This is a genomic window from Mesorhizobium sp. B2-8-3, from assembly GCF_006440815.1.
GTDB lineage: Bacteria > Pseudomonadota > Alphaproteobacteria > Rhizobiales > Rhizobiaceae > Mesorhizobium.
The window spans coordinates 54,022-74,749 of sequence record NZ_VFTW01000022.1 but is presented as its reverse complement, the minus strand read 5'-3'; the positions used below and the strand labels follow the sequence as shown (position 1 = coordinate 74,749).

At 63.9% G+C, this 20,728-nt stretch carries 21 protein-coding genes and 1 tRNA gene; 13 read left to right on the top strand and 9 right to left on the bottom strand.

Going from position 1 to position 20,728, the window contains the following annotated elements:
- Positions 1-3 precede the first annotated feature (3 nt).
- The 3 genes from FJ418_RS25115 (at position 4) to FJ418_RS25105 (ending at position 5,009) form a co-directional block, all read left to right on the top strand.
- Positions 4-1,830 (top strand): potassium transporter Kup, encoded by a 1,827-nt coding sequence (locus tag FJ418_RS25115; RefSeq protein WP_226892240.1) that lies wholly within the window; start codon positions 4-6, stop codon positions 1,828-1,830.
- 147 nt (positions 1,831-1,977) lie between these two features.
- Entirely contained in the window at positions 1,978-3,894 is a 1,917-nt protein-coding gene (locus FJ418_RS25110) for a potassium transporter Kup (RefSeq protein WP_140644240.1), read from the top strand.
- Between the two features lie 74 nt (positions 3,895-3,968).
- Positions 3,969-5,009 (top strand): aldehyde reductase, encoded by a 1,041-nt coding sequence (locus FJ418_RS25105; RefSeq protein ID WP_140870230.1) that lies wholly within the window; start codon positions 3,969-3,971, stop codon positions 5,007-5,009.
- A gap of 38 nt (positions 5,010-5,047) precedes the next feature.
- Here the strand turns inward: FJ418_RS25105 and FJ418_RS25100 are convergent, their stop codons facing one another.
- Positions 5,048-5,941, bottom strand: a complete 894-nt coding sequence (locus FJ418_RS25100) for an SDR family oxidoreductase (RefSeq protein WP_140870227.1) — start codon at positions 5,939-5,941, stop codon at positions 5,048-5,050.
- 168 nt (positions 5,942-6,109) lie between these two features.
- Here FJ418_RS25100 and FJ418_RS25095 point away from each other — a divergent pair, with 168 nt between their 5' ends.
- Positions 6,110-6,517 carry a helix-turn-helix domain-containing protein gene (locus tag FJ418_RS25095; RefSeq protein ID WP_140705807.1) on the top strand — a complete coding sequence of 136 codons (408 nt, stop codon included), beginning with the start codon at positions 6,110-6,112 and terminating at the stop codon, positions 6,515-6,517.
- A 73-nt stretch (positions 6,518-6,590) separates the two neighbouring features.
- On the top strand, positions 6,591-7,820 hold the full coding sequence (locus tag FJ418_RS25090; RefSeq protein WP_140870224.1) for an NAD(P)/FAD-dependent oxidoreductase: 1,230 nt from the start codon (positions 6,591-6,593) through the stop codon (positions 7,818-7,820).
- Here the strand turns inward: FJ418_RS25090 and FJ418_RS25085 are convergent.
- Together FJ418_RS25085 and FJ418_RS25080 are read right to left on the bottom strand one after the other, a co-directional pair.
- Positions 7,774-8,493 (bottom strand): glutathione S-transferase family protein, encoded by a 720-nt coding sequence (locus tag FJ418_RS25085; protein WP_181167082.1) that lies wholly within the window; start codon positions 8,491-8,493, stop codon positions 7,774-7,776. The two genes, FJ418_RS25090 and FJ418_RS25085, sit on opposite strands and share 47 nt — an antisense overlap.
- Position 8,494: 1 nt before the next feature.
- Entirely contained in the window at positions 8,495-8,800 is a 306-nt protein-coding gene (locus FJ418_RS25080) for a Rieske (2Fe-2S) protein (RefSeq protein ID WP_140785585.1), read from the bottom strand.
- 96 nt (positions 8,801-8,896) lie between these two features.
- Here FJ418_RS25080 and FJ418_RS25075 point away from each other — a divergent pair, with 96 nt between their 5' ends.
- Positions 8,897-9,352, top strand: a complete 456-nt coding sequence (locus tag FJ418_RS25075; RefSeq protein ID WP_140870218.1) for a MarR family winged helix-turn-helix transcriptional regulator — start codon at positions 8,897-8,899, stop codon at positions 9,350-9,352.
- Positions 9,353-9,373: 21 nt separating this feature from the next.
- Here FJ418_RS25075 and FJ418_RS25070 read toward each other — a convergent pair whose 3' ends face one another.
- A complete protein-coding gene (locus FJ418_RS25070; protein ID WP_181167084.1) occupies positions 9,374-9,805 on the bottom strand; it encodes a DUF1772 domain-containing protein in 432 nt (143 codons plus the stop codon).
- A 122-nt stretch (positions 9,806-9,927) separates the two neighbouring features.
- Between FJ418_RS25070 and FJ418_RS25065 the strand changes: the two genes are divergently transcribed.
- Positions 9,928-10,581, top strand: coding sequence for a TetR/AcrR family transcriptional regulator (locus FJ418_RS25065; protein WP_140870212.1), 654 nt, complete (start codon positions 9,928-9,930; stop codon positions 10,579-10,581).
- 25 nt (positions 10,582-10,606) lie between these two features.
- Entirely contained in the window at positions 10,607-11,626 is a 1,020-nt protein-coding gene (gene ilvC, locus FJ418_RS25060; RefSeq protein ID WP_140644260.1) for a ketol-acid reductoisomerase, read from the top strand.
- Between the two features lie 103 nt (positions 11,627-11,729).
- On the opposite strand, the gene FJ418_RS25055 is transcribed toward ilvC, so the two are convergent.
- Complete coding sequence (locus FJ418_RS25055) at positions 11,730-12,014, bottom strand: PilZ domain-containing protein (protein ID WP_140644262.1); 285 nt, start codon at positions 12,012-12,014, stop codon at positions 11,730-11,732.
- A gap of 184 nt (positions 12,015-12,198) precedes the next feature.
- Positions 12,199-12,762 carry a BA14K family protein gene (locus FJ418_RS25050; protein ID WP_140870209.1) on the bottom strand — a complete coding sequence of 188 codons (564 nt, stop codon included), beginning with the start codon at positions 12,760-12,762 and terminating at the stop codon, positions 12,199-12,201.
- Between the two features lie 166 nt (positions 12,763-12,928).
- Here FJ418_RS25050 and FJ418_RS25045 point away from each other — a divergent pair, with 166 nt between their 5' ends.
- A complete protein-coding gene (locus tag FJ418_RS25045; RefSeq protein WP_140870206.1) occupies positions 12,929-14,041 on the top strand; it encodes an endonuclease/exonuclease/phosphatase family protein in 1,113 nt (370 codons plus the stop codon).
- Positions 14,042-14,046: 5 nt separating this feature from the next.
- Complete coding sequence (locus FJ418_RS25040; protein WP_140870272.1) at positions 14,047-14,763, top strand: hypothetical protein; 717 nt, start codon at positions 14,047-14,049, stop codon at positions 14,761-14,763.
- 147 nt (positions 14,764-14,910) lie between these two features.
- On the opposite strand, the gene FJ418_RS25035 is transcribed toward FJ418_RS25040, so the two are convergent.
- The 3 genes from FJ418_RS25035 to FJ418_RS25025 are packed head-to-tail and all read right to left on the bottom strand — an operon-like array spanning position 14,911 to position 18,123.
- On the bottom strand, positions 14,911-16,128 hold the full coding sequence (locus FJ418_RS25035; protein ID WP_140870203.1) for an ABC transporter permease: 1,218 nt from the start codon (positions 16,126-16,128) through the stop codon (positions 14,911-14,913).
- On the bottom strand, positions 16,125-16,832 hold the full coding sequence (locus FJ418_RS25030; protein ID WP_140655236.1) for an ABC transporter ATP-binding protein: 708 nt from the start codon (positions 16,830-16,832) through the stop codon (positions 16,125-16,127). Before FJ418_RS25030 ends, FJ418_RS25035 begins: the two co-directional genes overlap by 4 nt.
- Before the next feature lie 4 nt (positions 16,833-16,836).
- The gene (locus tag FJ418_RS25025; RefSeq protein WP_140870200.1) at positions 16,837-18,123 is read right to left on the bottom strand and encodes an efflux RND transporter periplasmic adaptor subunit; all 1,287 of its coding nucleotides are present in this window, start codon (positions 18,121-18,123) and stop codon (positions 16,837-16,839) included.
- Between the two features lie 132 nt (positions 18,124-18,255).
- Here FJ418_RS25025 and FJ418_RS25020 point away from each other — a divergent pair, with 132 nt between their 5' ends.
- From FJ418_RS25020 to FJ418_RS25010, 3 genes are all read left to right on the top strand, one after another.
- Positions 18,256-19,158 carry a PhzF family phenazine biosynthesis protein gene (locus tag FJ418_RS25020; RefSeq protein ID WP_140870197.1) on the top strand — a complete coding sequence of 301 codons (903 nt, stop codon included), beginning with the start codon at positions 18,256-18,258 and terminating at the stop codon, positions 19,156-19,158.
- Positions 19,159-19,318: 160 nt separating this feature from the next.
- A tRNA-Lys gene (locus FJ418_RS25015) sits at positions 19,319-19,394 on the top strand.
- Between the two features lie 392 nt (positions 19,395-19,786).
- Positions 19,787-20,623: a hypothetical protein gene (locus tag FJ418_RS25010; protein WP_140870194.1), complete on the top strand. Its 837-nt coding sequence runs from the start codon at positions 19,787-19,789 to the stop codon at positions 20,621-20,623.
- Positions 20,624-20,728 lie beyond the last annotated feature (105 nt).

The following is a 20,728-nucleotide window of genomic DNA, read 5'->3' as shown; positions in this document are numbered from 1 at the left end:
CTCATGCTTGGCGCGCTCGGCGTCGTCTATGGCGATATCGGCACGAGTCCAATCTACGCCTTCCGCGAGGCGCTGCATGCTTCGTCGAGCTCGGTTGCCCGCCATGACGTGCTCGGCGTGCTTTCGCTGATCGTCTGGGCGCTCACCATCATCGTCACGATCAAATATGTCGCCTTTGTGCTCAGGGCCGACAACAAGGGCGAGGGCGGCACGCTGTCGCTGATGTCGCTGGCGCGCAGCGCCTACCCACCAGGTTCCAAGCTCATCCTGGTGATCGGCCTTTGCGGCGCGGCGCTGTTCTTCGGCGATTCGATCATCACGCCGGCGATCTCCGTGCTGTCCGCGGTCGAAGGCCTGGAAGTGGTCACGCCGGCGCTCGATGCCTATGTGGTTCCAATCACGCTGGTCATCCTGGCCGTGCTTTTCTCCGTGCAGCGCTTCGGCACGGGCAAAGTGGCGGCGGTGTTCGGACCCGTGACGGCGACATGGTTCGTAGCGATCGGCGCGGCCGGCCTCTATCACATCGTCGACGACCCATCCGTCTTCCTGGCGATCAACCCGTATTACGCGATCTACTATCTGGCCACCACGCCGACAGGCGCCTTCGTCACCGTCGGCGCGGTGTTCCTGGCGGTTACCGGCGCCGAGGCGCTTTATGTCGACCTTGGTCATTTCGGCCGCAAGCCGATCGTGATGGCCTGGTTCGCAATCGTTTTCCCTTGCCTGCTGCTGAATTACTTCGGGCAAGGCGCCTTCGTGCTTTCGCATGGCGGCAAGCCCACCAACCCGTTCTTCCAGATGCTGCCCGAATGGGCGCTGATGCCGATGGTCGGCCTGGCGACGGCGGCCACCGTCATCGCCAGCCAGGCCGTCATTTCCGGCGCCTTCTCGCTGACAAGGCAGGCCGTGCAGCTCAACCTTCTGCCGCGCATCGAGGTGCAGCACACCTCCGAGATGCAGAGCGGCCAGATCTATATGCCGAGGGTCAATCTCCTGGTCGCGCTCGGCGTGATGCTTCTGGTCGTCGGCTTCGGCAGCTCGAGCGCGCTGGCCTCGGCCTACGGCATTTCGGTGACGGGTGAGATGCTGATGACGACGATCCTTTTGTTCGTGGTGATGCGCTGGCTGTGGAAATGGCAGGTTGCCGCTGCTTTGGCGCTTGCAATGCTGTTCGGCGTCATCGATCTCGGCTTCTTCTCGGCCAATGTCGTCAAGATCGTCGAAGGCGGCTGGGTGTCGATCACCGTCGCCTGCCTCATGGGCCTGATCATGTGGACCTGGATCCGCGGAACCCGCTACCTTTTCGACAAGACGCGCCGCAACGAGATCCCGCTCGACTTCCTGGCGGCAAATCTGCTGAAGAAAAAACCGCAGCTGGTGTCCGGCACCGCCGTGTTCCTGACCAGCGATCCGCTGAGCGCGCCGACCGCGCTGATGCACAGCCTCAAGCATTACAAGGTGCTGCACGAAAAGAACGTCATCCTCTCGGTGGTGACGGCGCCGCAACCGGTGGTGCCGGACAGCGAGCGCGTCAAGATGGAGACGGTCAACGAGCTGTTCATGCGCGTGACCTTGACCTTCGGCTACATGGAACAGCCCAACATTCCGCGCGCCCTGGCCATTTGCCGCAAGCAGGGCTGGAAGTTCGACATCATGACGACGTCGTTCTTCCTGTCGCGGCGCTCGCTGAAGGCGTCGCCCAATTCCGGCATGCCGGTCTGGCAGGACCGGCTGTTCATCAGCCTGGCGCGCTCGGCCGCGGATGCGACCGAGTATTTCCAGATTCCGACGGGGCGCGTGGTGGAGATCGGCACGCAGGTAGCGATCTGACAGCCTCGATCTACGCCGGATGAAGAAGCCCGCGCGTACCGTATATTGAAAGCCCTGCGTCGGCGGCATGGGAGCCCTTACGTCGGGGCACTTGATATTGCACCGCAGCAAGCGTAGAGCACCGCGCGTTTTATCGGAGTGTCGTCCATGGCCCTTGCCAATGGTGCTGAGGCAGAACCCGTCGACCAATCGAGCCATCCCGAAATAGAGCAGCACAGCACCAAGGTGCTGATGCTGGGCGCGCTCGGCGTGGTCTATGGCGACATCGGCACCAGCCCGATCTACGCGTTTCGCGAAGCGTTGCATGCTTCCTCGGGCGGCGACGTCGCCAACCGCGCCGACATTCTGGGCGTGCTGTCGCTGATCATCTGGTCGCTCACGATTACAGTGACGATCAAGTACATCATGTTCGTGTTGCGCGCCGACAACCGCGGCGAGGGCGGCGTGCTGTCATTGATGGCGCTGGCGCGCGGCACCTTCCCGACACGCTCGGCGATCGTGCTGGGCATCGGTATCGTGGGCGCATCGCTGTTCTTCGGCGACGCGGTTATCACGCCCGCCATCTCGGTGCTATCGGCGGTCGAGGGCATGAATGTCGTCACGCCTGCCTTCCAGCCCTATGTCGTGCCGCTGACCCTTTTGATCCTTGCGATGCTGTTTGCTGTGCAACGCTTCGGCACCGGCGGCGTGGGCCTGGTGTTCGGCCCGGTTACCGCCGTCTGGTTTCTCGCGATCGGCCTGTCCGGTCTCAATCACATCATCGACGACCCGGAAATCCTGTGGGCTATAAGCCCGCATTACATCGTGGCCTTCTTCATCAATTCACCGGATGTGTCTTTCGTCACGGTCGGCGCCGTCTTCCTGGCGGTCACCGGCGCCGAGGCGCTCTACGCGGACCTCGGCCATTTCGGCCGCAAGCCGATCGTGCTGGCGTGGCTGGCGATCGTGTTTCCCTGCCTGCTGTTGAACTATGCCGGGCAGGGCGCCTTCGTGCTTGCCAAGGGCGGCACGGTCGGCCACCCGTTCTTCGAGATGAACGAGGGCTGGGCGCTGATCCCGATGGTGGTGCTGGCGGCGGCGGCGACGGTCATCGCCAGCCAGGCGGTGATCTCCGGGGCCTATTCGCTCACCCGGCAGGCCGTGCAGCTCAACATGCTGCCGCGGCTGGAAATCCTGCATACGTCGGAAAAGCAGTCCGGCCAGGTCTACATGCCGCGCGTCAACATGCTGATCGCGCTCGTCGTCATGATGCTCGTGGTCGGCTTCGGCGAATCCAGCAAGCTCGCCTCGGCCTATGGCATCTCGGTGACCGGCAACATGCTGGTGACGACGACGCTGCTGTTCATCGTCATGACGCGCATCTGGAAATGGAACATCTGGCCGGCCATCGCGCTCACCGCGGTGTTTGCCCTGATCGATATCGGCTTCTTCGCCTCCAACATCGTCAAGGTGTTCGAGGGCGGCTGGGCGTCGCTCGCGGTCGCCTTCGCCATTATTCTTGGCATGTGGACCTGGGTGCGCGGCAGCCGCTATCTGTTCGACAAGACCCGCCGCAACGAGATCCCGCTCGATTTTCTGGCGGGGAACCTTCTGAAGAAGAAACCGCAACTGGTGTCCGGCACCGCGGTGTTCCTGACCAGCGATCCGCTGAGCGCGCCGACCGCGCTGATGCACAGCCTCAAGCACTACAAGGTGCTGCACGAAAAGAACGTCATCCTGTCGGTGGTGACGGCGCCGCAACCGGTGGTGCCCGACAGCGAGCGCGTGAAGCTGGAGACGGTCAACGAGCTGTTCATGCGCGTGACCTTGACCTTCGGCTACATGGAGCAGCCGAACATCCCGCGCGCGCTGGCGATCTGCCGCAAGCAAGGCTGGAAGTTCGACATCATGACGACGTCGTTCTTCCTGTCGCGGCGCTCGCTGAAGGCATCGCCCAATTCCGGCATGCCGATCTGGCAGGACCGGTTGTTCATCGGCCTGGCGAAAACGGCGGCGGACGCGACGGAGTATTTCCAGATTCCCACCGGGCGCGTGGTGGAGATTGGCACGCAGGTCGCGATCTGACAGACTGCGCCGCATAGGCTGACGTCCCGCAATTGCGGATGGAAGACGCAGTTGCTTTCGAAAGAGGCGGGGGCATGAGCGACGGGTTGGTGCTTGTGACCGGCGGGTCCGGCTTCCTTGGCGCTCATTGCATCCTGTCGCTTTTGAACGCGGGCTACCGCGTGCGCACGACGGTGCGCTCGGCCAAGCGCGAAGCCGATATTCTTGCCATGCTGAAGGTCGGCGGCGTCGAACCGGGCGATGCGCTCTCCTTCGCTTATGCCGATCTCATGAGCGACAAGGGCTGGCCCGAAGCGGTTGCCGGATGCCGATATGTCCTGCACGTCGCTTCGCCCTTTCCGCCCGGCGTGCCGAAACACGAGGACGACCTGATCGTTCCGGCCAGGGAAGGGGCGTTGCGCGTGCTGCGCGCCGCCCGCGATGCCGGCGTCGAACGGGTCGTGCTCACCTCGTCCTTTGCCGCCATCGGCTATGGCCAGGTACCGGTTCCCGGCCGTCCGTTCACGGAAGAGAACTGGACCGATCTGTCGCAGAAGGTGAGCGCCTACGTGAAATCGAAGACGCTGGCCGAGCGTGCGGCCTGGGATTTCATCGACCGCGAAAGCGGCGCCTTGGAATTGGCGGTCGTCAATCCGGTCGGCATCTTCGGGCCGGTCCTGGGGCCGGATCATTCGACCTCGACGGACTTCATCAGGCGTTTGATGGATGGCGAGATGCCCGGCCTGCCGCGCATGGTGTTCGGCGTGGTCGACGTGCGCGACGTCGCCGACCTGCATCTGCGCGCCATGACCAACCCCGCCGCCAGGCGCGAGCGGTTCCTGGCCATCAGCGGCGACTTCATGACGATGCTCGAGCTCGCGCGGACGCTGAAGGCGCGGCTTGGCAATGCAGGATCGCGTATTACGACGAGGGAGCTGCCGGACTGGCTGGTCCGGATCATCGGCCTGTTCGACGGGCAAGCGGCCCAGATCGTGACGGAACTGGGCAAGCCGAGAAACGCCACGAGCGCCAAAGCCGTGCGCCTGCTCGGCTGGAAGCCGCGGTCACGCGAAGACGCGCTTGTGGCGACCAGCGAGAGCCTGATCCGGCTCGGATTGCTCAAGAAAACGAAGTGAGGCGCGCCGGGGGACGGCTTCCCCAGGCGCGCCAGACTTCAGCCGAGCAGGGCAGCCTTGTTCGTCTCGAGGAACTGCTTCAGCGTCCGCGGCTTGCGGCCAGATAGTTTTTCGACGGCATCGGTCACCTCTGCAATGCGGCCGGCGCGGGTGTTGGCGTCGAAGGAGACGATGATGCGGGCGAAATCTTCGGGAACGCCGGCCGCTTTCACCCCTTCGGTCAGCGCCTCGTCCGGCAGTTGGATGACTTCCAGCGGCTTGCCGGTGACTTCGTTCACCAGAGCGGCGATCTCGCCCACGGTGTGGGCCTGCGGACCGGTCAGCGTGTAGATCCTGCTCTCTTTCGTGCCGGAAGCAAGGCCGGCGGCAATGGCGGCCGCCATGTCGTCGCGCGCGCCATGGGCGATGCGTCCGTCGGCGGCCGACGTGTACCACTTGCCCGACGAAATGGCATGCGGAAGCGACATGAACAGGTTCTCCTGGTACCAGCCGTTGCGGAAGATGGTGTAGGGGATGCCGCTCGCCTTGATCGCCTGCTCGGTGCCGTAGTGGTCGCCGGCGAACAGCACCGGCGAGCCGGGCTCCGGATTGGGCATCGAGGTGTAGAGCAGATGCGAAACGCCTGCCGCCTTGGCCGCCGCGACCGCGGTCTCATGCTGCTTCAGGCGCCGGCCGGTTTTGAGGTCAAGGTCGCCGGTCGAGATGATCAGCACCTTGTCGGCGCCGCTGAATGCCTTCTCGAGCGAGGCCTTGTCGTTGAAATCGGCAGCCCTGACGGCAACGCCGCGCGCCGCGAGATCCGCGAGGTTTTCGGGATTGCGCGTGGCGGCGATGATGCTTTCCGGCGCAATTTTCTGCGCTTCCAGCAAGTGATCGATGACGGCGCGGCCAAGCTGGCCGGAGGCACCGGTGACGAGGAGTGTTTCGGTCATGGGAGGTTCCTGAATTGCGCCGATTGGCGGGTGCTGAGGTAGTCTCAAAAAGAGACCAGCGCTAAAATAGGAATTGACCTCAAGCCGTAAAGAAGGCAGTTTTTCGGGAGGTAGGCACGGCGGGGGAACCACCCCGGCCGGTCGAAATTTCGATCAGCGGATGTCGCCATGGACAGCAAGATCTTCAATCTCAAAGCCAAGCTCGAGATCTACAAGGCCATGACGAACGGCGCCAATTTCGCCGATTGTCCGGTCCGCGACGTGATCCAGGGCATCAGCGGCAAATGGAGCTCGCTGCTGGTCATGGCGCTGGCCGAGAAGCCCTATCGGTTCGGCGAATTGCGACGGCTGGTTCCCGACATCTCACAGCGCATGCTGACACAAACGCTCCACGACCTGCAGCGCGATGGCTATGTTCATCGCGAAGTGTTTCCGACCAAGCCGCCGAGCGTGGAATACAGCTTGACCGATCTTGGGCGCTCGATGTTCGCACCCCTGCAGATGCTGATCCAGTGGGCCGAGCTCAACCATGACGCCGTGCGCGCGGCCCGCGCAGCTTTCGATGCCCAAACTTGATGGGCGTCAAAGCGCCAGCTTGATTTGACGATACTGGTGGGAGATTGTCGCGCCGGCTTGGCTTGGGCGGGCGATGAGCAGATCTTACGACATAGCGATTGCCGGTGCCGGGCCGGCCGGACTGGCCGCGGCGCTCTATCTCAACCGGGCAGGGCACAAGGTCACCATTTTCGAGCGTTTCGACGCGCCGAAGCCCCTCGGCTCCGGCCTCATCCTGCAGCCGACCGGGTTGACCGTGCTCGCCGATCTCGGCCTGCTCGCCGAGATTCTTTCGCTTGGCAGCCGGATCGAGCGGCTGCACGGCACCGACGCCGGCAGCGGCCGCACTGTGCTCGAAGTCCGCTACGACGCGCGGCGCGGCCGCCGCTTCGGCCTCGCGGTGCACCGGGCGGCGCTGTTCGGCGTGCTCTACCGCGCTGCTTTGCGCGAAGCGATCGCCATCGAAACCAATGTCGAGGTCGAGACGCTGGAGGCGGCCGAGCGCGCGGCGCTCGTGTGCGGCAACGGCAGGCGGCTCGGCCCATTCGACCTTATCGTCGATGCCAGCGGCGCGCGCTCGAAGCTGCGGCACTATCTTGGCGATGCCGCGATGCCGCGGCCGCTCGCCTATGGGGCATTCTGGGCGTCGCTCGGCTGGCGCGACGGCTTCGACGAACGCGCGCTGCTGCAGCGCTACGACAAGGCAAGCGTCATGGTCGGCGTGCTGCCGATCGGCCGGCCGGAGCCCGGCGCGGAAGACATGGCGGCGTTCTTCTGGAGCCTCAAGCCGGCCGACGCCGAACAGGTGAAGGCGAAGGGGCTCGACGCCTGGAAGGCGAGGGTGATGTCGGTATGGCCTGAGTGCGAGGTTTTCACCAGTCAGATCGACAGTTTCGAGCAGCTCTCGCTCGCCCGCTATGGCCACCACACGATGACGCTGCCGGCCGGCCGACGGCTTGCCGTCATCGGCGACGCCGCGCATTCGACCAGCCCGCAACTCGGGCAAGGCGCGAACATGGCGCTGCTCGACGCGGCCGCGCTCAGCCATGCGCTGGCGCGGACGAACGGCATCGATGACGCGCTTGCGACTTATGCAAGCGCGCGCCGTTGGCATGTGCGCGTCTTCCAGGCGCTGTCGCTGTCGCTGACGCCGTTCTACCAATCGGATTCCGCGGCCTTGCCCTTTGTCCGCGACCGCATGGTGGCGGCGCTGGCGAGGATTCCGCCGGGGCCGCAATTCCTCGCGGCCATGGTCGCCGGCACGGTGATCGACCCGTTCAGGCGGATCGGACTTGCGGAGTTGCAATGGCCTGCCGCTGGATGATCCCGGACAGACAAGATTGCTTTGCCAGAAGGAAGGCATGCAGCCGCCGCGGATAGTCCGGGCCGACGGCTTCCTTCACCGACCGGCGTTCGCTCAAGGCCTCGCGCCAGGCCTGGACGAGCGGCTTGCCGTCGAGGATGCCGAAGTCGCCGATGCGGTCGAACGTGTCGAAATAGCGGAAGACCGGCCCGTAAACGGCATCGACCAGCGAGAATCGATCGCAGGCGAACCACGGACCGCTTTGCCTTGCAGACAGTTCTGCTTCCACACGTGCGAACATTTCGGACAAGCCTTTGCTTTCATGCAGGAAAGCAGCTTCGTCGGCAGCGGAATAGAAACGGCCTATGGCGTTGAGGATAGCCGAGCCGAATTCGATCCAGGCGCGATGCCTGGCCCGCGCCAGCGGATCGGCCGGGTGCAAGGGATTGGCCTCGGTCTCCTCGAGGAATTCGAGGATGACGGCGGATTCGAAAATCACATCCTGCGCATTGCCGTGCCGGACGCGCAGCAGCGGCACCTTGCCAAGCGGCGAGATCGCCTTGAACCAGTCGGGTTTGTTGGAGAGGTCGACATAGACCCGCTCGAACGGCACGCCTTTTTCGGCAAGCGCAATCGCCGCGCGCTGGACGTAGGGGCACAAGTGATGGCTGACGAGGGTGAGCCTTGCGGTCATCTCACTCTCCCCAGACATAGTTCAGCGCGCCATCCTCGACGCGGGTCGACAGGAACATCAGGCGCGAGCCCTTCGGCGCCGGGCCTTCCAGGCGCTCGCCGCTTGCCATGTCGAATTTCGCACCATGCCACTGGCAGACGAAAGCGCCGTCCTTGCAGTCCAGCGGCCCGCCGAAATGCAGGCAGATATTGGCCGCGGCGCGGATGCGCTCGCCGCTGCGCCAGACATGGACCTCGCGGCCGAAGAAAGGCGCGATCAGGCTGCCGGTTTGCGGAATGTCGGCGATCTTGCAGATTTCATGTCTCATCGGTTCTCTCCATATAAATGCATTTGCATCTATATGGATGCGTTTGCATTGATCGTCAAGCTTGATGCAATTGCATCTATCGCTTAGGCTGGCCCGATGACGAAAACATCACCATCACCCGAAGCCGTCATCGCCTGGGCGCGCCTCATGCGCGTCTCGCGCCAACTGATCGAAAGGACCGAGGGTGCACTGAAAGCCGGCGGGCTGCCGCCGCTCGCCTGGTACGACGTACTGCACGAGCTTGCGGAGGCGGGCGAGGGGGGGCTGCGACCGTTCGAGCTGATGGATCGCGTTCTCTTGGCACAGTACGGCGTCTCACGGCTGCTGGCCCGGCTCGAGGCGGATGGTCTGGTCGAAAAGCTGCCCGTCTCAGACGACGGCCGGGGCCAGACCGTGCGCATCACGCCAAGCGGTCGGGACATGCGCCGCCGCATCTGGACCGTCTATGGCGCTTCGATCGCGGAACTGATGGGCGACAGGCTTTCCGCCAAGGAGCTAGGGATGCTTGCCGGGTTGCTCGGGCGGCTGCGCGACCCGCCGGTCGCGGACTGAAATCCATGAGCCGACGAGCTTTCACGGCAGGCGCAAGGCCCATAGAAATGCGATCGTCGCCAGCGCGCCCAGCGCGACACGGACGAGATGCATCCCGCCCCACCTGACGATCAATGACCTCGCCTGAGAATTGGGGGCCTCGACATCCATCGCCTCCAGCCTCCGGTTCGTCGGCATCATCACCAGCAGCGTCCATGGCCAAGGCAAAATGATGAACAGCGCGCCGGCAAGATAGGCTGACGCGCCGGTCAGCCACCAGGCGATCAGGCCGAGAATGCAGGCGACCATGGCAATTGAGGCCTGCATGGCGGCCCCGCGCTTATAAGAGGGCTGCCATTCGCGCAGCAGCGCCTGGTCATCGAGGCCAAGCCGTGCCGGCTGCTCCGCGACGCTGACATAGACAGCGGCGCCGGTGAAGGCGGCGGCTACGGCCAGGGCGAGCAGGCCGACCAGCATCTTATCCCTCCGGCAAGGAAATGGAAAATAGGGCTTGCATGACTTCGGGCAATACGGCATAGAAGCCGAACCGTAACGTACGGTACGCATCGGTCTTGTCAACGTATCCGAGGGCAAACGTGTTGCACAGCGTGCAGGATATCGACAACAGCGAAGCGCTCACCGAGCGCCAGCAGGCCGTTCTGGATGCGGCACTTCGCCTTTTGGTCGAAGAGGGCGACAACCTGACCATGACGGCGGTGGCGCGGCGGGCAAGCTGTTCCAAGGAAACGCTCTACAAATGGTTCGGCGATCGCGATGGACTGCTCAACGCCACGGTGCAATGGCAGGCGTCCAAGGTGCGTGTCGCGGCCGTCGACCGTGAGAGACTTGATATCGGTTCGCTCACGGCGAGCCTGGAGCGCTTCGCTTCAGATTGGCTGAAGGTTATCTCCAGCGACACTTCGATCGCGCTGAACCGTGTGGCAGTCAGCCATGCCGGTTCCGGCAAGGACGATCTCGGCGCGATCGTGCTGCAGAATGGCCGCTTCGCTCTTGCCAAGCGCCTGAAGCCGGTGCTTGAAGCCGGTCTGCAGGCCGGGCTGCTCGATTTCGAGGACGCCGAGACGGCGTTCAGAACCTTTTTCGGTCTGGTCGGCCGCGACGTGCAGATACGTCTGCTGCTCGGCGACCGGGTGGAATTGACTGGGGCGACGATCGGCGGCGATGCCGCGCGCGCGACGCAACAGTTTCTCGCTCTCTTCAGAGCAAAAACCGGGCCACTGGCCCTCTGATCTTCAAAACGGGAAGGAACACCAAATGCGTGTCTATTACGATCGTGACGCCGATCTCAATCTGATCAAGGGCAAGAAGGTCGCCATTATCGGCTATGGCAGCCAGGGCCGGGCGCATGCGCTCAACCTCAAGGATTCCGGCGTCAAGGAAATCGCCATCGGTCTCAAGGCTGGCTCGGCGACCGCCAAGAAGGTCGAGGCCGACGGCCTCAAGGTGATGAGCGTGGCGGACGCCGCCAAGTGGGCCGACCTTATGATGATGGCGACGCCCGACGAATTGCAGGCCGACATCTACAAATCGGAGATCGCTCCGAACATCCGCGACGGCGCCGCGATTGCCTTTGCGCATGGCCTCAACGTGCATTTCGGCCTGATCGAGCCGAAGGCCTCGGTCGACGTCGTCATGATCGCGCCGAAGGGCCCGGGCCATACCGTGCGCGGCGAATACCAGAAGGGCGGCGGCGTGCCGTGCCTGGTCGCCGTCAACCAGGACGCTTCGGGCAACGCGCTCGATCTCGCGCTCTCCTACGCCTGCGGCGTCGGCGGCGGCCGTTCCGGCATCATCGAGACCAATTTCCGCGAGGAATGCGAGACCGACCTGTTCGGCGAGCAGGTGGTGCTGTGCGGCGGTCTGGTCGAGCTGATCCGCGCCGGTTTCGAGACGCTGGTGGAAGCCGGCTACGCGCCGGAAATGGCCTATTTCGAGTGCCTGCACGAGGTGAAGCTGATCGTCGACCTGATCTATGAAGGCGGCATCGCCAACATGAACTACTCGATCTCGAACACCGCCGAATGGGGCGAGTACGTCTCAGGCCCGCGCATCATCACCGCCGAGACCAAGGCCGAGATGAAGCGCGTGCTGAAGGACATCCAGACCGGCAAGTTCACCTCGGAATGGATGCAGGAATACCGCGCCGGCATGTCGCGCTTCAAGGGCATCCGCCGCAACAACGACAGCCACCAGATCGAGGAAGTCGGCGCCAAGCTGCGCGCGATGATGCCGTGGATTTCCAAGAACAAGCTGGTCGACAAGGCCAAGAACTAAGAAACCTGCGCCAATTCCACCCTGCCGGCTATCGGTAGGTTGCTGCAGCTTCAAGCCGGCGGAGAAATCCGCCGGCTTTTTATTCCGCGAAGTGGACGCGATTTCAGCCGTAGTGCCAGTGCGGCTTGGGCTCGGTGTCGGTGAACTCGACGCCGATGCGATCCTCGCGGCGCCAGCGCACCACTGCCTTGTAGCCGATGCCGTTGACCGGCACATAAAGCAGGAATTCGTCCGGCACGCGCGCATCGATGGGCACTTTCAGCTCGGCGCCGTTCGCATGCATGTTGCGCACCGTGCACCTTACCTCGGAATTGTTGATGCCAGTCAGGATCGCCGCGCCTTTCAGCACGCGGTGCCTGTGTTGGTTTCTGTGTTCGTTTTCGGCCATGGCGGGCACGTCCTGCAACCTGGTCCTGCGAGTCGTCGTGTTGGGGGAGATCGGCATGAATGGATAGAAGCCGCCAATGAATTTAGCGTTATCGCCCGTCGTAGCCACCCGTCGTAGCCACAGGTTGCGGCAAAATAAAACGGCGCCCGCGAAGGGCGCCGTTTCATCATTCCTGCCGACGAGCTCAGATATAGGGCGAGATGCACTGCCGGCGCGGACCGTAGTTGGGCCGGAACGTATTGTCCCAGGCCCGATAGGACCGGTAGCGGTCGTAGCACCAGCGGACATGCGCGCTGGACAGCCGCTCGGTCCGGTAAATGCGCCGCGGCTGAGCGTAACGCGGATAGGGATCGTAATAGTAGGGATCGTAGTAGTTGCCATAGGCCATGCTGCCCAAGCCCAGGCCGAGGCCCAGCCCCAGGATCGCCGCGTCCCCGCCTCGGAAATGCCGGCGGTGGTGGTGCCGCCAGCGCCAGTCGCCGCCGCCGTCCCAGTGGCGCGAGAAGCGACGGTCGCCGCCACGCCATCTGAAGTCGCCGCCGCGATGGCGCCAACGCCATTGCTGGAAGCTGCCGCCGTTGTTGTTGCCGGCCCAGCCCTCGCGCACGGGAATGATCTTCGGCGCAGCATTCGTCGCGACGCCGAGATCGGGTTGCAGGATCGGTCCGGCGACCGATGGCGCCGTCACGCCGGTAACGAGGCCCAGGACCAGGAGCCCGGATCTCAGGGAAGAAAAAAGCGGTTTCATTTCACTCTCCAAGGAGTAAAGGCCCCACGCCCAGCACACCCCGGGGAAAGGCCTATTGTTGGAACTTTCCGTCTGAACGGAGGATGAACGGAAAGGTTCCATCAACCATGACGAGTATCGGCCTGGCCCTTGTTTTCGCCCTCGCTTGCAGGCAAAGGTCGCGGCCATGTCGCTGCGCCTCGCCACCTTCAATGTCGAGAACCTGATGAACAGGTTCGATTTCTCGGGCTACCGCAACCAGCTCAATGAAGACCGCACGCTGGCGCTCTTCGACATCCGGAGCGAGGCCGAATACCGCATCCTCGAGCAGGCCCGCGCGATCGCCCAGTCCGACGACACCCGCCAGTTGACGGCGCTCGCCATCGCGGCCACCCGCGCGGACGTCATCTGCATGCAGGAGGTCGACAATATCGAGGCGCTGAAGGCCTTCGAATACGGCTATCTGTTCAAGATGGTCGGGCGGGGGTACCGGCAGAAATACACCACCGCCGGCAACGATACGCGCGGCATCGATGTCGCCGTGATGATGCGCAACGAAACCGCGCAGGGGCAGCCGATCGAATTCTTGCGCATGACCAGCCACGCCTATGTCACTTTCGAGCAGTTCGGGCTGTTCACGCCGGAGCTCGCCGGGCTGGGCTATCTCGCCAATGAGCGTATCTTTCGCCGCGACTGCCTGGAGATCGACCTGCGGGTCGGCGGCGCGTCGTTGACGCTCTATCTCGTGCATTTCAAATCGATGGGCCCGCCGCGCAACGGGCTGGACGGCCGCGAGGCGTCGATGCCGCTGCGCATCGCCGAGGCGCAGGCGGTGCGCCGTATCATCGAGGAGCGTTTCGGCAAGGACCATGCCGCCGACAAGCGCTGGGTGGTCTGCGGCGACCTGAACGACTACCGACAACGCGTGAAGGTCGACGGCGACGCCATCGATGGCTACCGTTTCGAGGTTGTCGACGAAGCCCGGTCCTCGATCGACGTGCTTACCGCCGGCGGCTTTTGCGAGAATGTCGTCGAACGGCGGCCAGAGATGGACCGCTGGAGCTTCTACCACACGCGTGGCCCGGAGGAGCGGCATCTTTGCCAACTCGATTATATCCTGCTGTCGAAGGCGCTGGCCGCGAAGAACGCCACCGCCGTTCCCGACATCATCCGCAACGGCCAGCCCTGGCGCACCATCTTTCCGCCCGGACAGGAGGTCGAGCGTTTCCCGCGCGCCGGCTGGGACAGGCCGAAAGCGTCGGACCATTGCCCGGTGGCGATCACACTGGACATGGCGTGACCGTCTTGAGTTTCGACCTGCCGCGCAATGTCATCCTGCCCGTCGATGCGGTCGACGTCCGTCTCGATACCGGCCCGCATCCCTTCGCGCTGAGCAATGCGGCGGCGATCGCCGAGAACTGGCGGCAGGAAACAGCGGCCAATCCGGCCCTGTTCGACGGCACCGTGGTGCTGCTTTCCGAGCTTGCCTACCGGGACGGCCGCCTCGCCGGCCGCTGCCATGCGGTGAAGTATTCGACCTTCCTGCTGTGGCGCAAGCGGCGCGAAATTTCCGGCGCCGAACATGCCTATGCGCATGCCATGCTGGTCGCCGGCGACAACGCGCTGGTGGCGATCCGCATGGGGCCGCACACCGTCAATGCCGGCCGCGTCTATTTCGCCGCCGGCTCCTTCGAGCCGATCGATTTCCGCGACGGGCTGGTCGATGTCGACTTCAACATGATCCGCGAGGTGGGGGAAGAGACCGGGCTCGACCTGTCGGAGGCCGAGCGTGGACGGCACTATCACGCACTCTCGACGCCGAGCGGCACGGTGATCTTTCGCCGTTACCGGGTCGCCGAGCCCGCCGACGAGCTGGCACGGCGCATTACGGCCTTCGTCGCCACCGAGACGGACCCGGAGATCGAGGGGCCGGTGATCATCCGCCACGCCGGCGATCTGCCCGACGGGTTGATGCCGCATATGAAGCCGCTGATCGAGTGGCATTTCGCCGGCCGCGACTAAAGCGCGTCGCGTCGAAACGGATTCACGCGACGCGCTTTAGGTCGTTGCTTGATGCATGTCGTTGTCGCAAAACCGAGGTTACTTTTGCGCGACATGCATTAGCCACGCTCGCTGGACGTCCGGACGTCAGCAGTCGCTGTGATCTGGCTATTCGTGCCGCAGCGCGTCGATCGGATCGAGGCGGGCGCCGCGCAGCGCCGGGAAGAAGCCGAACACCATGCCGATCAGCGCCGAAAAGCCGACGGCGAGCAGGATGACGGCGGGGCTCGGCGCGAAAGGTATCGTCAACGCCATCGAGGCGAGGCCGGCCAGCGACAGCCCGATCAGGATGCCGATGATGCCGCCAAAGAGCGACAGCACCGTCGCCTCGACCAGGAACTGGATGAGGATGTGCTTCTCATGCGCGCCGATCGCCAGCCTGATGCCGATCTCGCGCGTGCGTTCGGTGACCGAGACCAGCATGATGTTCATGATGCCGATGCCGCCGACCAGCAGGCTGACGCCGGCGACGGCGCCCAGCATGCCGGTCATGGTGGTGGTGGCGCTGGTCATCGCATCGGCGATCTGGGTCATATCGCGGATGGCGAAATCGGGATCGCGGTCCGGCGTGATGCGGCGCGTGTCGCGCAAGATGTCCTCGACGCGCGGCTGCAGCTCGGTGGTCGGCGTGCGGTCGTCGGCGGCGATATAGATGTTGTCGATGTCGCGGTTGCCGGCGATGCGCCGCTGATAGGCGTGCAGCGGCATCAGCACGACATTGTCCTGGTCCTGGCCGAAGCCGGTATAGCCCTTGGGCTCGAGCAGGCCGATGATCTTGCAGGAGGTGCGGTTGACGCGGATGATCTCGCCCTCCGGATCGCCGGCGCCGAAGAATTGCTGGCGCACGGTTTCGCCGATCAGGCAAACGCCGGCGCCGGCGCGCGTCTCGGAATCGCTGAACGGCCGTCCCGACACCAGTTTCCAGTCGCGGGCGTCGAGATAGGCGCTGTCGGTGCCGGTGACGCCCGAGGTCAGGCTTTCGGTGCCGAAGATGACGCGGACCTGCTTTTGCGAAGCAGGCGAAATCGCGCGCGCGCCGCTCAGATGCGCAACGAGCGCGATGACATCCTTTTCGGCCAGCGGCCGCACCGCCTGGTCGAGACCTCCCGGTCCGCCTGGTCCCGCGGGCCGGCCGGCGCGAACGACGAGAAGGTTGCTGCCAAGCTTGGAAATGTCGGCCTTGACCTTCTCGGTGGTGCCGGAGCCGATGGTGAGCATGGCGATGACGGCCGCGACGCCGATGACGATACCAAGCAGCGTCAGGAACGAGCGCAATACGTTGCGGCGGATCGAGCGCAGCGAGAGGCGGACGGTCTCCCAGATCATGCCGCTTCCTCCGCTTTCAAGGTATCGGAGGCGACATGGCCGTCGAGGAAGCGGATGGTGCGGCCGGCATAGTCCGCGACGTCGGCCTCATGCGTGACCATGACGATCGAGAGCCCGAGCTCGGCGTTGAGCCTGGTCAGCAACTCCATGATCTCGTGCGTGCGCGCGGTGTCGAGATTGCCGGTGGGCTCGTCGGCGACGAGCAGCGTCGGCCTGGTGACGATGGCGCGGGCGATCGCCACGCGCTGCTGCTGGCCGCCCGAAAGCTCGGCCGGGGTGTGGTGCTCGCGCCCGACAAGCCCGACCTCGGCCAGCGCCTGCATTGCAAGGTCGCGGCGCTCGCGCGCGGCGACGCCGCGATAGATCAGCGGCAGCTCGACATTTTCCGCGGCGGTCGTGCGCGGCAGCAGATTGTAGCCCTGGAAGACGAAGCCGACATAGAGGTTGCGCAAAAGCGCGCGACGGTTGCGGTCGAGGCGGCCCGCGTCGACGCCCATGAAGGAGTAAGTTCCGGCCGTCGGCGTGTCGAGGCAGCCGATGATGTTCATCGCCGTCGATTTGCCCGAGCCGGAGGGGCCCATGATGGCGACGAATTCACCTCTGCGGATGGCGAGATCGACGCCGGCCAGCGCATGCACGCGGGCTTCGCCCTCGCCATAGCTTTTCCAGACCTTGTCGAAAGTGATGAGCAGGGGAGCCGACATGTCGTCAGCTCCGCTGCTGCACGCCGGTGATGACTTGCGCGCCCTCGTCGAGGCCGGACGTGATCTCGGTCAACTCGCCGTCGCTCGAGCCGATCTTGACGTTGACCGGGTGCGGCCGGCCGTTCTCCAGCACGTAAAGCGTGCGCGACCCGTCGGTCGGGGCTTTCGTTGCCTCGCGCTGCCGGTTGGGACGGCCCATGCGGCCGGTGAACAGGTCGCTGAAGCTCCAGCCGCGGGCCTGCTGTTGCATCGGACGATAGCGAAAGGCGGTCGAGGGGACGGTAAGCACGCCCTTGGCCTGCCGGGTCACGACCGATACCGTGGCCGTCATGCCGGGCCGCAAGAGAAGCTCGCCATTGTCGACTTCGAGGCGCGCATTGTAGGTCACGACGCCGTCGGTGGTGACCGAGGCGTAGGAGATATCGCGGATCTCGGCATCGAAGGGCCGGTCCGGGAAAGCGTCGACCGTGAAACGGGCATGCTGGCCGGGCTTAACCTGGCCGATATCGGCCTCGTCGACCGCGGCCTGCAATTCCATGTTGCGAAGGTCGGCGGCGATGACGAAGAGCACCGGCGCCTGCAGCGAGGACGCGACCGTCTGGCCGGGATCGACCGAGCGCGTCAGCACGATGCCGTCGATCGGCGCATAGATGGTGCTCTTGGCGAGATCGGTCTGCTGCGCCTTCAGGTCGGCCTGGGCAATGGCGAGATTGGCTTCGGCGCTGTCGAGCGCTGCCTTGGAACGATCGCGCGTCGCGGTCGCCGCCTCGAGCGACTGGTCCGTCGCCATGCCGCGCTTGGTCAGCGCGTTCGCGCGCACAACCGCGTTCTCGTTCTCCTGCAAGGTGACCTTGGCGTCCTCGACGGCGGCGGCCGCAGCCTTGGCGGAGGCAGTGGCGCGCTCGATCTGGACCTCCAGCTTGGCGGTGTCGAGCGTCGCCAGCACGTCGCCCTTCTTGACCTGCTGGTTTTCATTGGCCGCGACCGAGCGGACGATGCCGGAAAGCTCGCTGGAGATGTCGACCTGGGTCAGCGGCTGCAGGGCGCCGGTGGCCGATACCTCGACGGTGAGGTCGGTGATCGCCGCAGGCACGGCGGTGTATTCAATCCTGGGGGGTGCGGCGGCATACCATCGATAGACGGCAATACCGGCCGCGACGATCGCTATCGCCAGCAGCGCGTAGAGCCAGAAGCGGCGTCGCTTGCGGCTTACGCCCTTGCGGTCGAGCCCGAGCGCGGCCTCTATGGAAGTACCGGATTCCGCGTTTGGCGGATTGACAATCTGGTCCACCCCGGACCCCTATGCTGAAAATCGATGTCCCTATCCGTGCACAGATCAGGCCTTAAGGTTCGAATTTCAAATTAAATTTCCCTCATGTTGGGATTGAGGCAGAAATTCGAGGCGAGGTGAAAGGTTTTCTCCATGGCGCGCAGTTACTTGCTTTACGATGTGTTTACCACCGAAAGGCTGGCCGGAAATCCGCTTGCCGTGGTGCTCGACAGCGATGGGCTCGACACTGCCGGCATGCAGGCGGTCGCGCGCGAATTCAATCTTTCCGAGACGGTGTTCGTGCTGCCTGCCGACAATCCAAAGCATCGCAACCGTATCCGCATCTTCACGCCCGACTATGAAATGCCTTTCGCCGGGCATCCGACGGTCGGCTCGGCGATCGCGCTTGCGGAACTGGCCGGGGAGGCGGCCGGCATTTTCGTGCTGGAGGAGAATATCGGGCCGGTGCGTTGCGCGGTGAGCAAGCATGACGGCTCGACCTTCGCCGAGTTCGACCTGGCGAAATTGCCGGAACCGCTGGAGCTCAAGGCCGATCCGGAAGCAATCGGCGCGGCGCTCGGCCTTGCTCCGCACGAGATCGGCTTCGAGAATCATCGCGTCGCCTTCTGGTCTGCCGGCGTGCCTTACGTGACCATTCCCGTCGCGGACCTTGAAGCGGCAGCCAAGATCAGGCTCGATAACCAGGCGTGGTCGGAACTTGCGCCGCGCAAGAGCGACTGGGCCTTCGCCAGCCCCTATGTCTACTGCCGCGAGCGGGTCCACCACGACAGCGCCTTCCATGTGCGCATGATCGTGCCCGGCACGCCTTCCTACGAGGATCCGGCCACGGGTTCGGCCGCGGCGGCCTTTGCCGGCGCCATCATGCATTTCGACGCCCCGACCGACGGCATCTCGCAGCTCTGGATCGAGCAGGGGCTGGAAATGGGCCGGCCGTCACGCATCCGCCTCGAGCTCAATGTCGATGGCGGGAAACTGGCCTCCGCGCGCATCGGCGGCCATGCGATCAAGATGGCTGAAGGCAAGCTGTTTGTCTGACGCCTGCGGCCTTTTTTGAGCTGGTATGATCTTTTCCGAAAACCGGAATCCACTTTTCGGGTTCATGCGATGTCGATTTGTCGGGAAATGATCCGGCAGGGCTAGACATCACCGAAAGCGGCGGCTATATGCGCCGCCGACGCTGGTTTTCCAGCGGTGTGGGTGTGTAGCTCAGTTGGTAGAGCAGCTGACTCTTAATCAGCGGGTCCACAGTTCGATCCTGTGCACACCCACCATCTAGTCCCTTGTTTTTGCTGATATTTTACGTCTACGGAAAACTACTCTTTTCCGGGTCTTAGCAGGTCGCTGCTCGGAGGCATGGGTGTGGGGTTGCTTCGGCCAGTCCTGTGATCACGGCCGCTCCCGCAAAATCGCCGGCGAAGGCAGCGTCAGGCTCGAGCCGGAGATAAAGACGGGCAAAGGCACCGCCACACTGGAGTCTGCGCCGTGGGTATGGACGCTTCCGCTCGCGCGCAATATGGATGGGGATGTGGCCTGCCGTGGCGCTCACATTTTCGCTGCGTCGCGAAGGCAGACGACGAGACGTTCGTTCAATGATGCTGCGCCGGGCGAGTTGGCCTTTCGATTGAAGCCGCCCTGCAAAGTGTCGATTTCAGGGGAACTGGTCATGACCGACAACAAGCCGGGCGCAGACGTCACCAAGGATTGGCAAGCAACGCAAGGCCAGAAGTCCGCCGCGACGCGCCTTCGCCTTTTCGCCGCGCTCTCGTGGATTATCGCCATTGGCGGTGAGATTGCCGGGATCGTCTTGTTTTACCAGCGCAAGTTCGACCAAGGGAATCTGCCGCTGTTGATCGGCATTCTGGTCGGAATCGCGATTTTCGCAATCGCTGGTAACTTGCTGTGGAAGGCAGCCAACCGGCACGACCCGGCCCGGGCATCCGACACGGCCAGGTTCTTCTTCCAAAACCAGCTCGGCGCGATCATCACGCTGATTGCCTTCCTCCCGTTGATCTTCCTTATCCTCACCGACAAGAACATGGATCCGCAGACCAAGAAGGTAGCCGGCGGAGTGGGTGCTGCGCTGGCCGTGCTTGCGACTGTAATGGGCGTCAGCTTCAAGCCCCCGTCGGTCGAGCAGTACACCCAGGACATGAACACCTGCGCGGCCCAGATCAGGGCGGGACAGCCGACCACGGCCTGTTCGCCCGAAGTCGCCGCCCAGGCTCAGGAGATCGCCACGGATACCTCTGCGGTGACCGCGGCGACGAAGGACGCGAGTCACCCTGGCGGTCAGGATGTCGTGTACTGGATCGCGCCGGAAAACGGAGCCGCGAAGTCCTCCGAACCGCATGTTTTCCATCTCTGCGCCGCGGTGAGTCCGTTGAAGGACAAGACCGTGAACAGCGGCTCCGTGACCGAGGCCTACGCGCAGAACGCCATCCGCATCACGAAGCAGATCGAGATGGAACAGAAGCAATGCGGGTTTGCCACTTCGCAGTGAACCTGCCCGCGATCGCCTCGAAGACGGACTGGGGCGTTTCACCGTTTCATGGAAACGGCGAAACGCCCTATCTCTCCGGCTTAGCTGGAGCAGTTCCGCTCACAC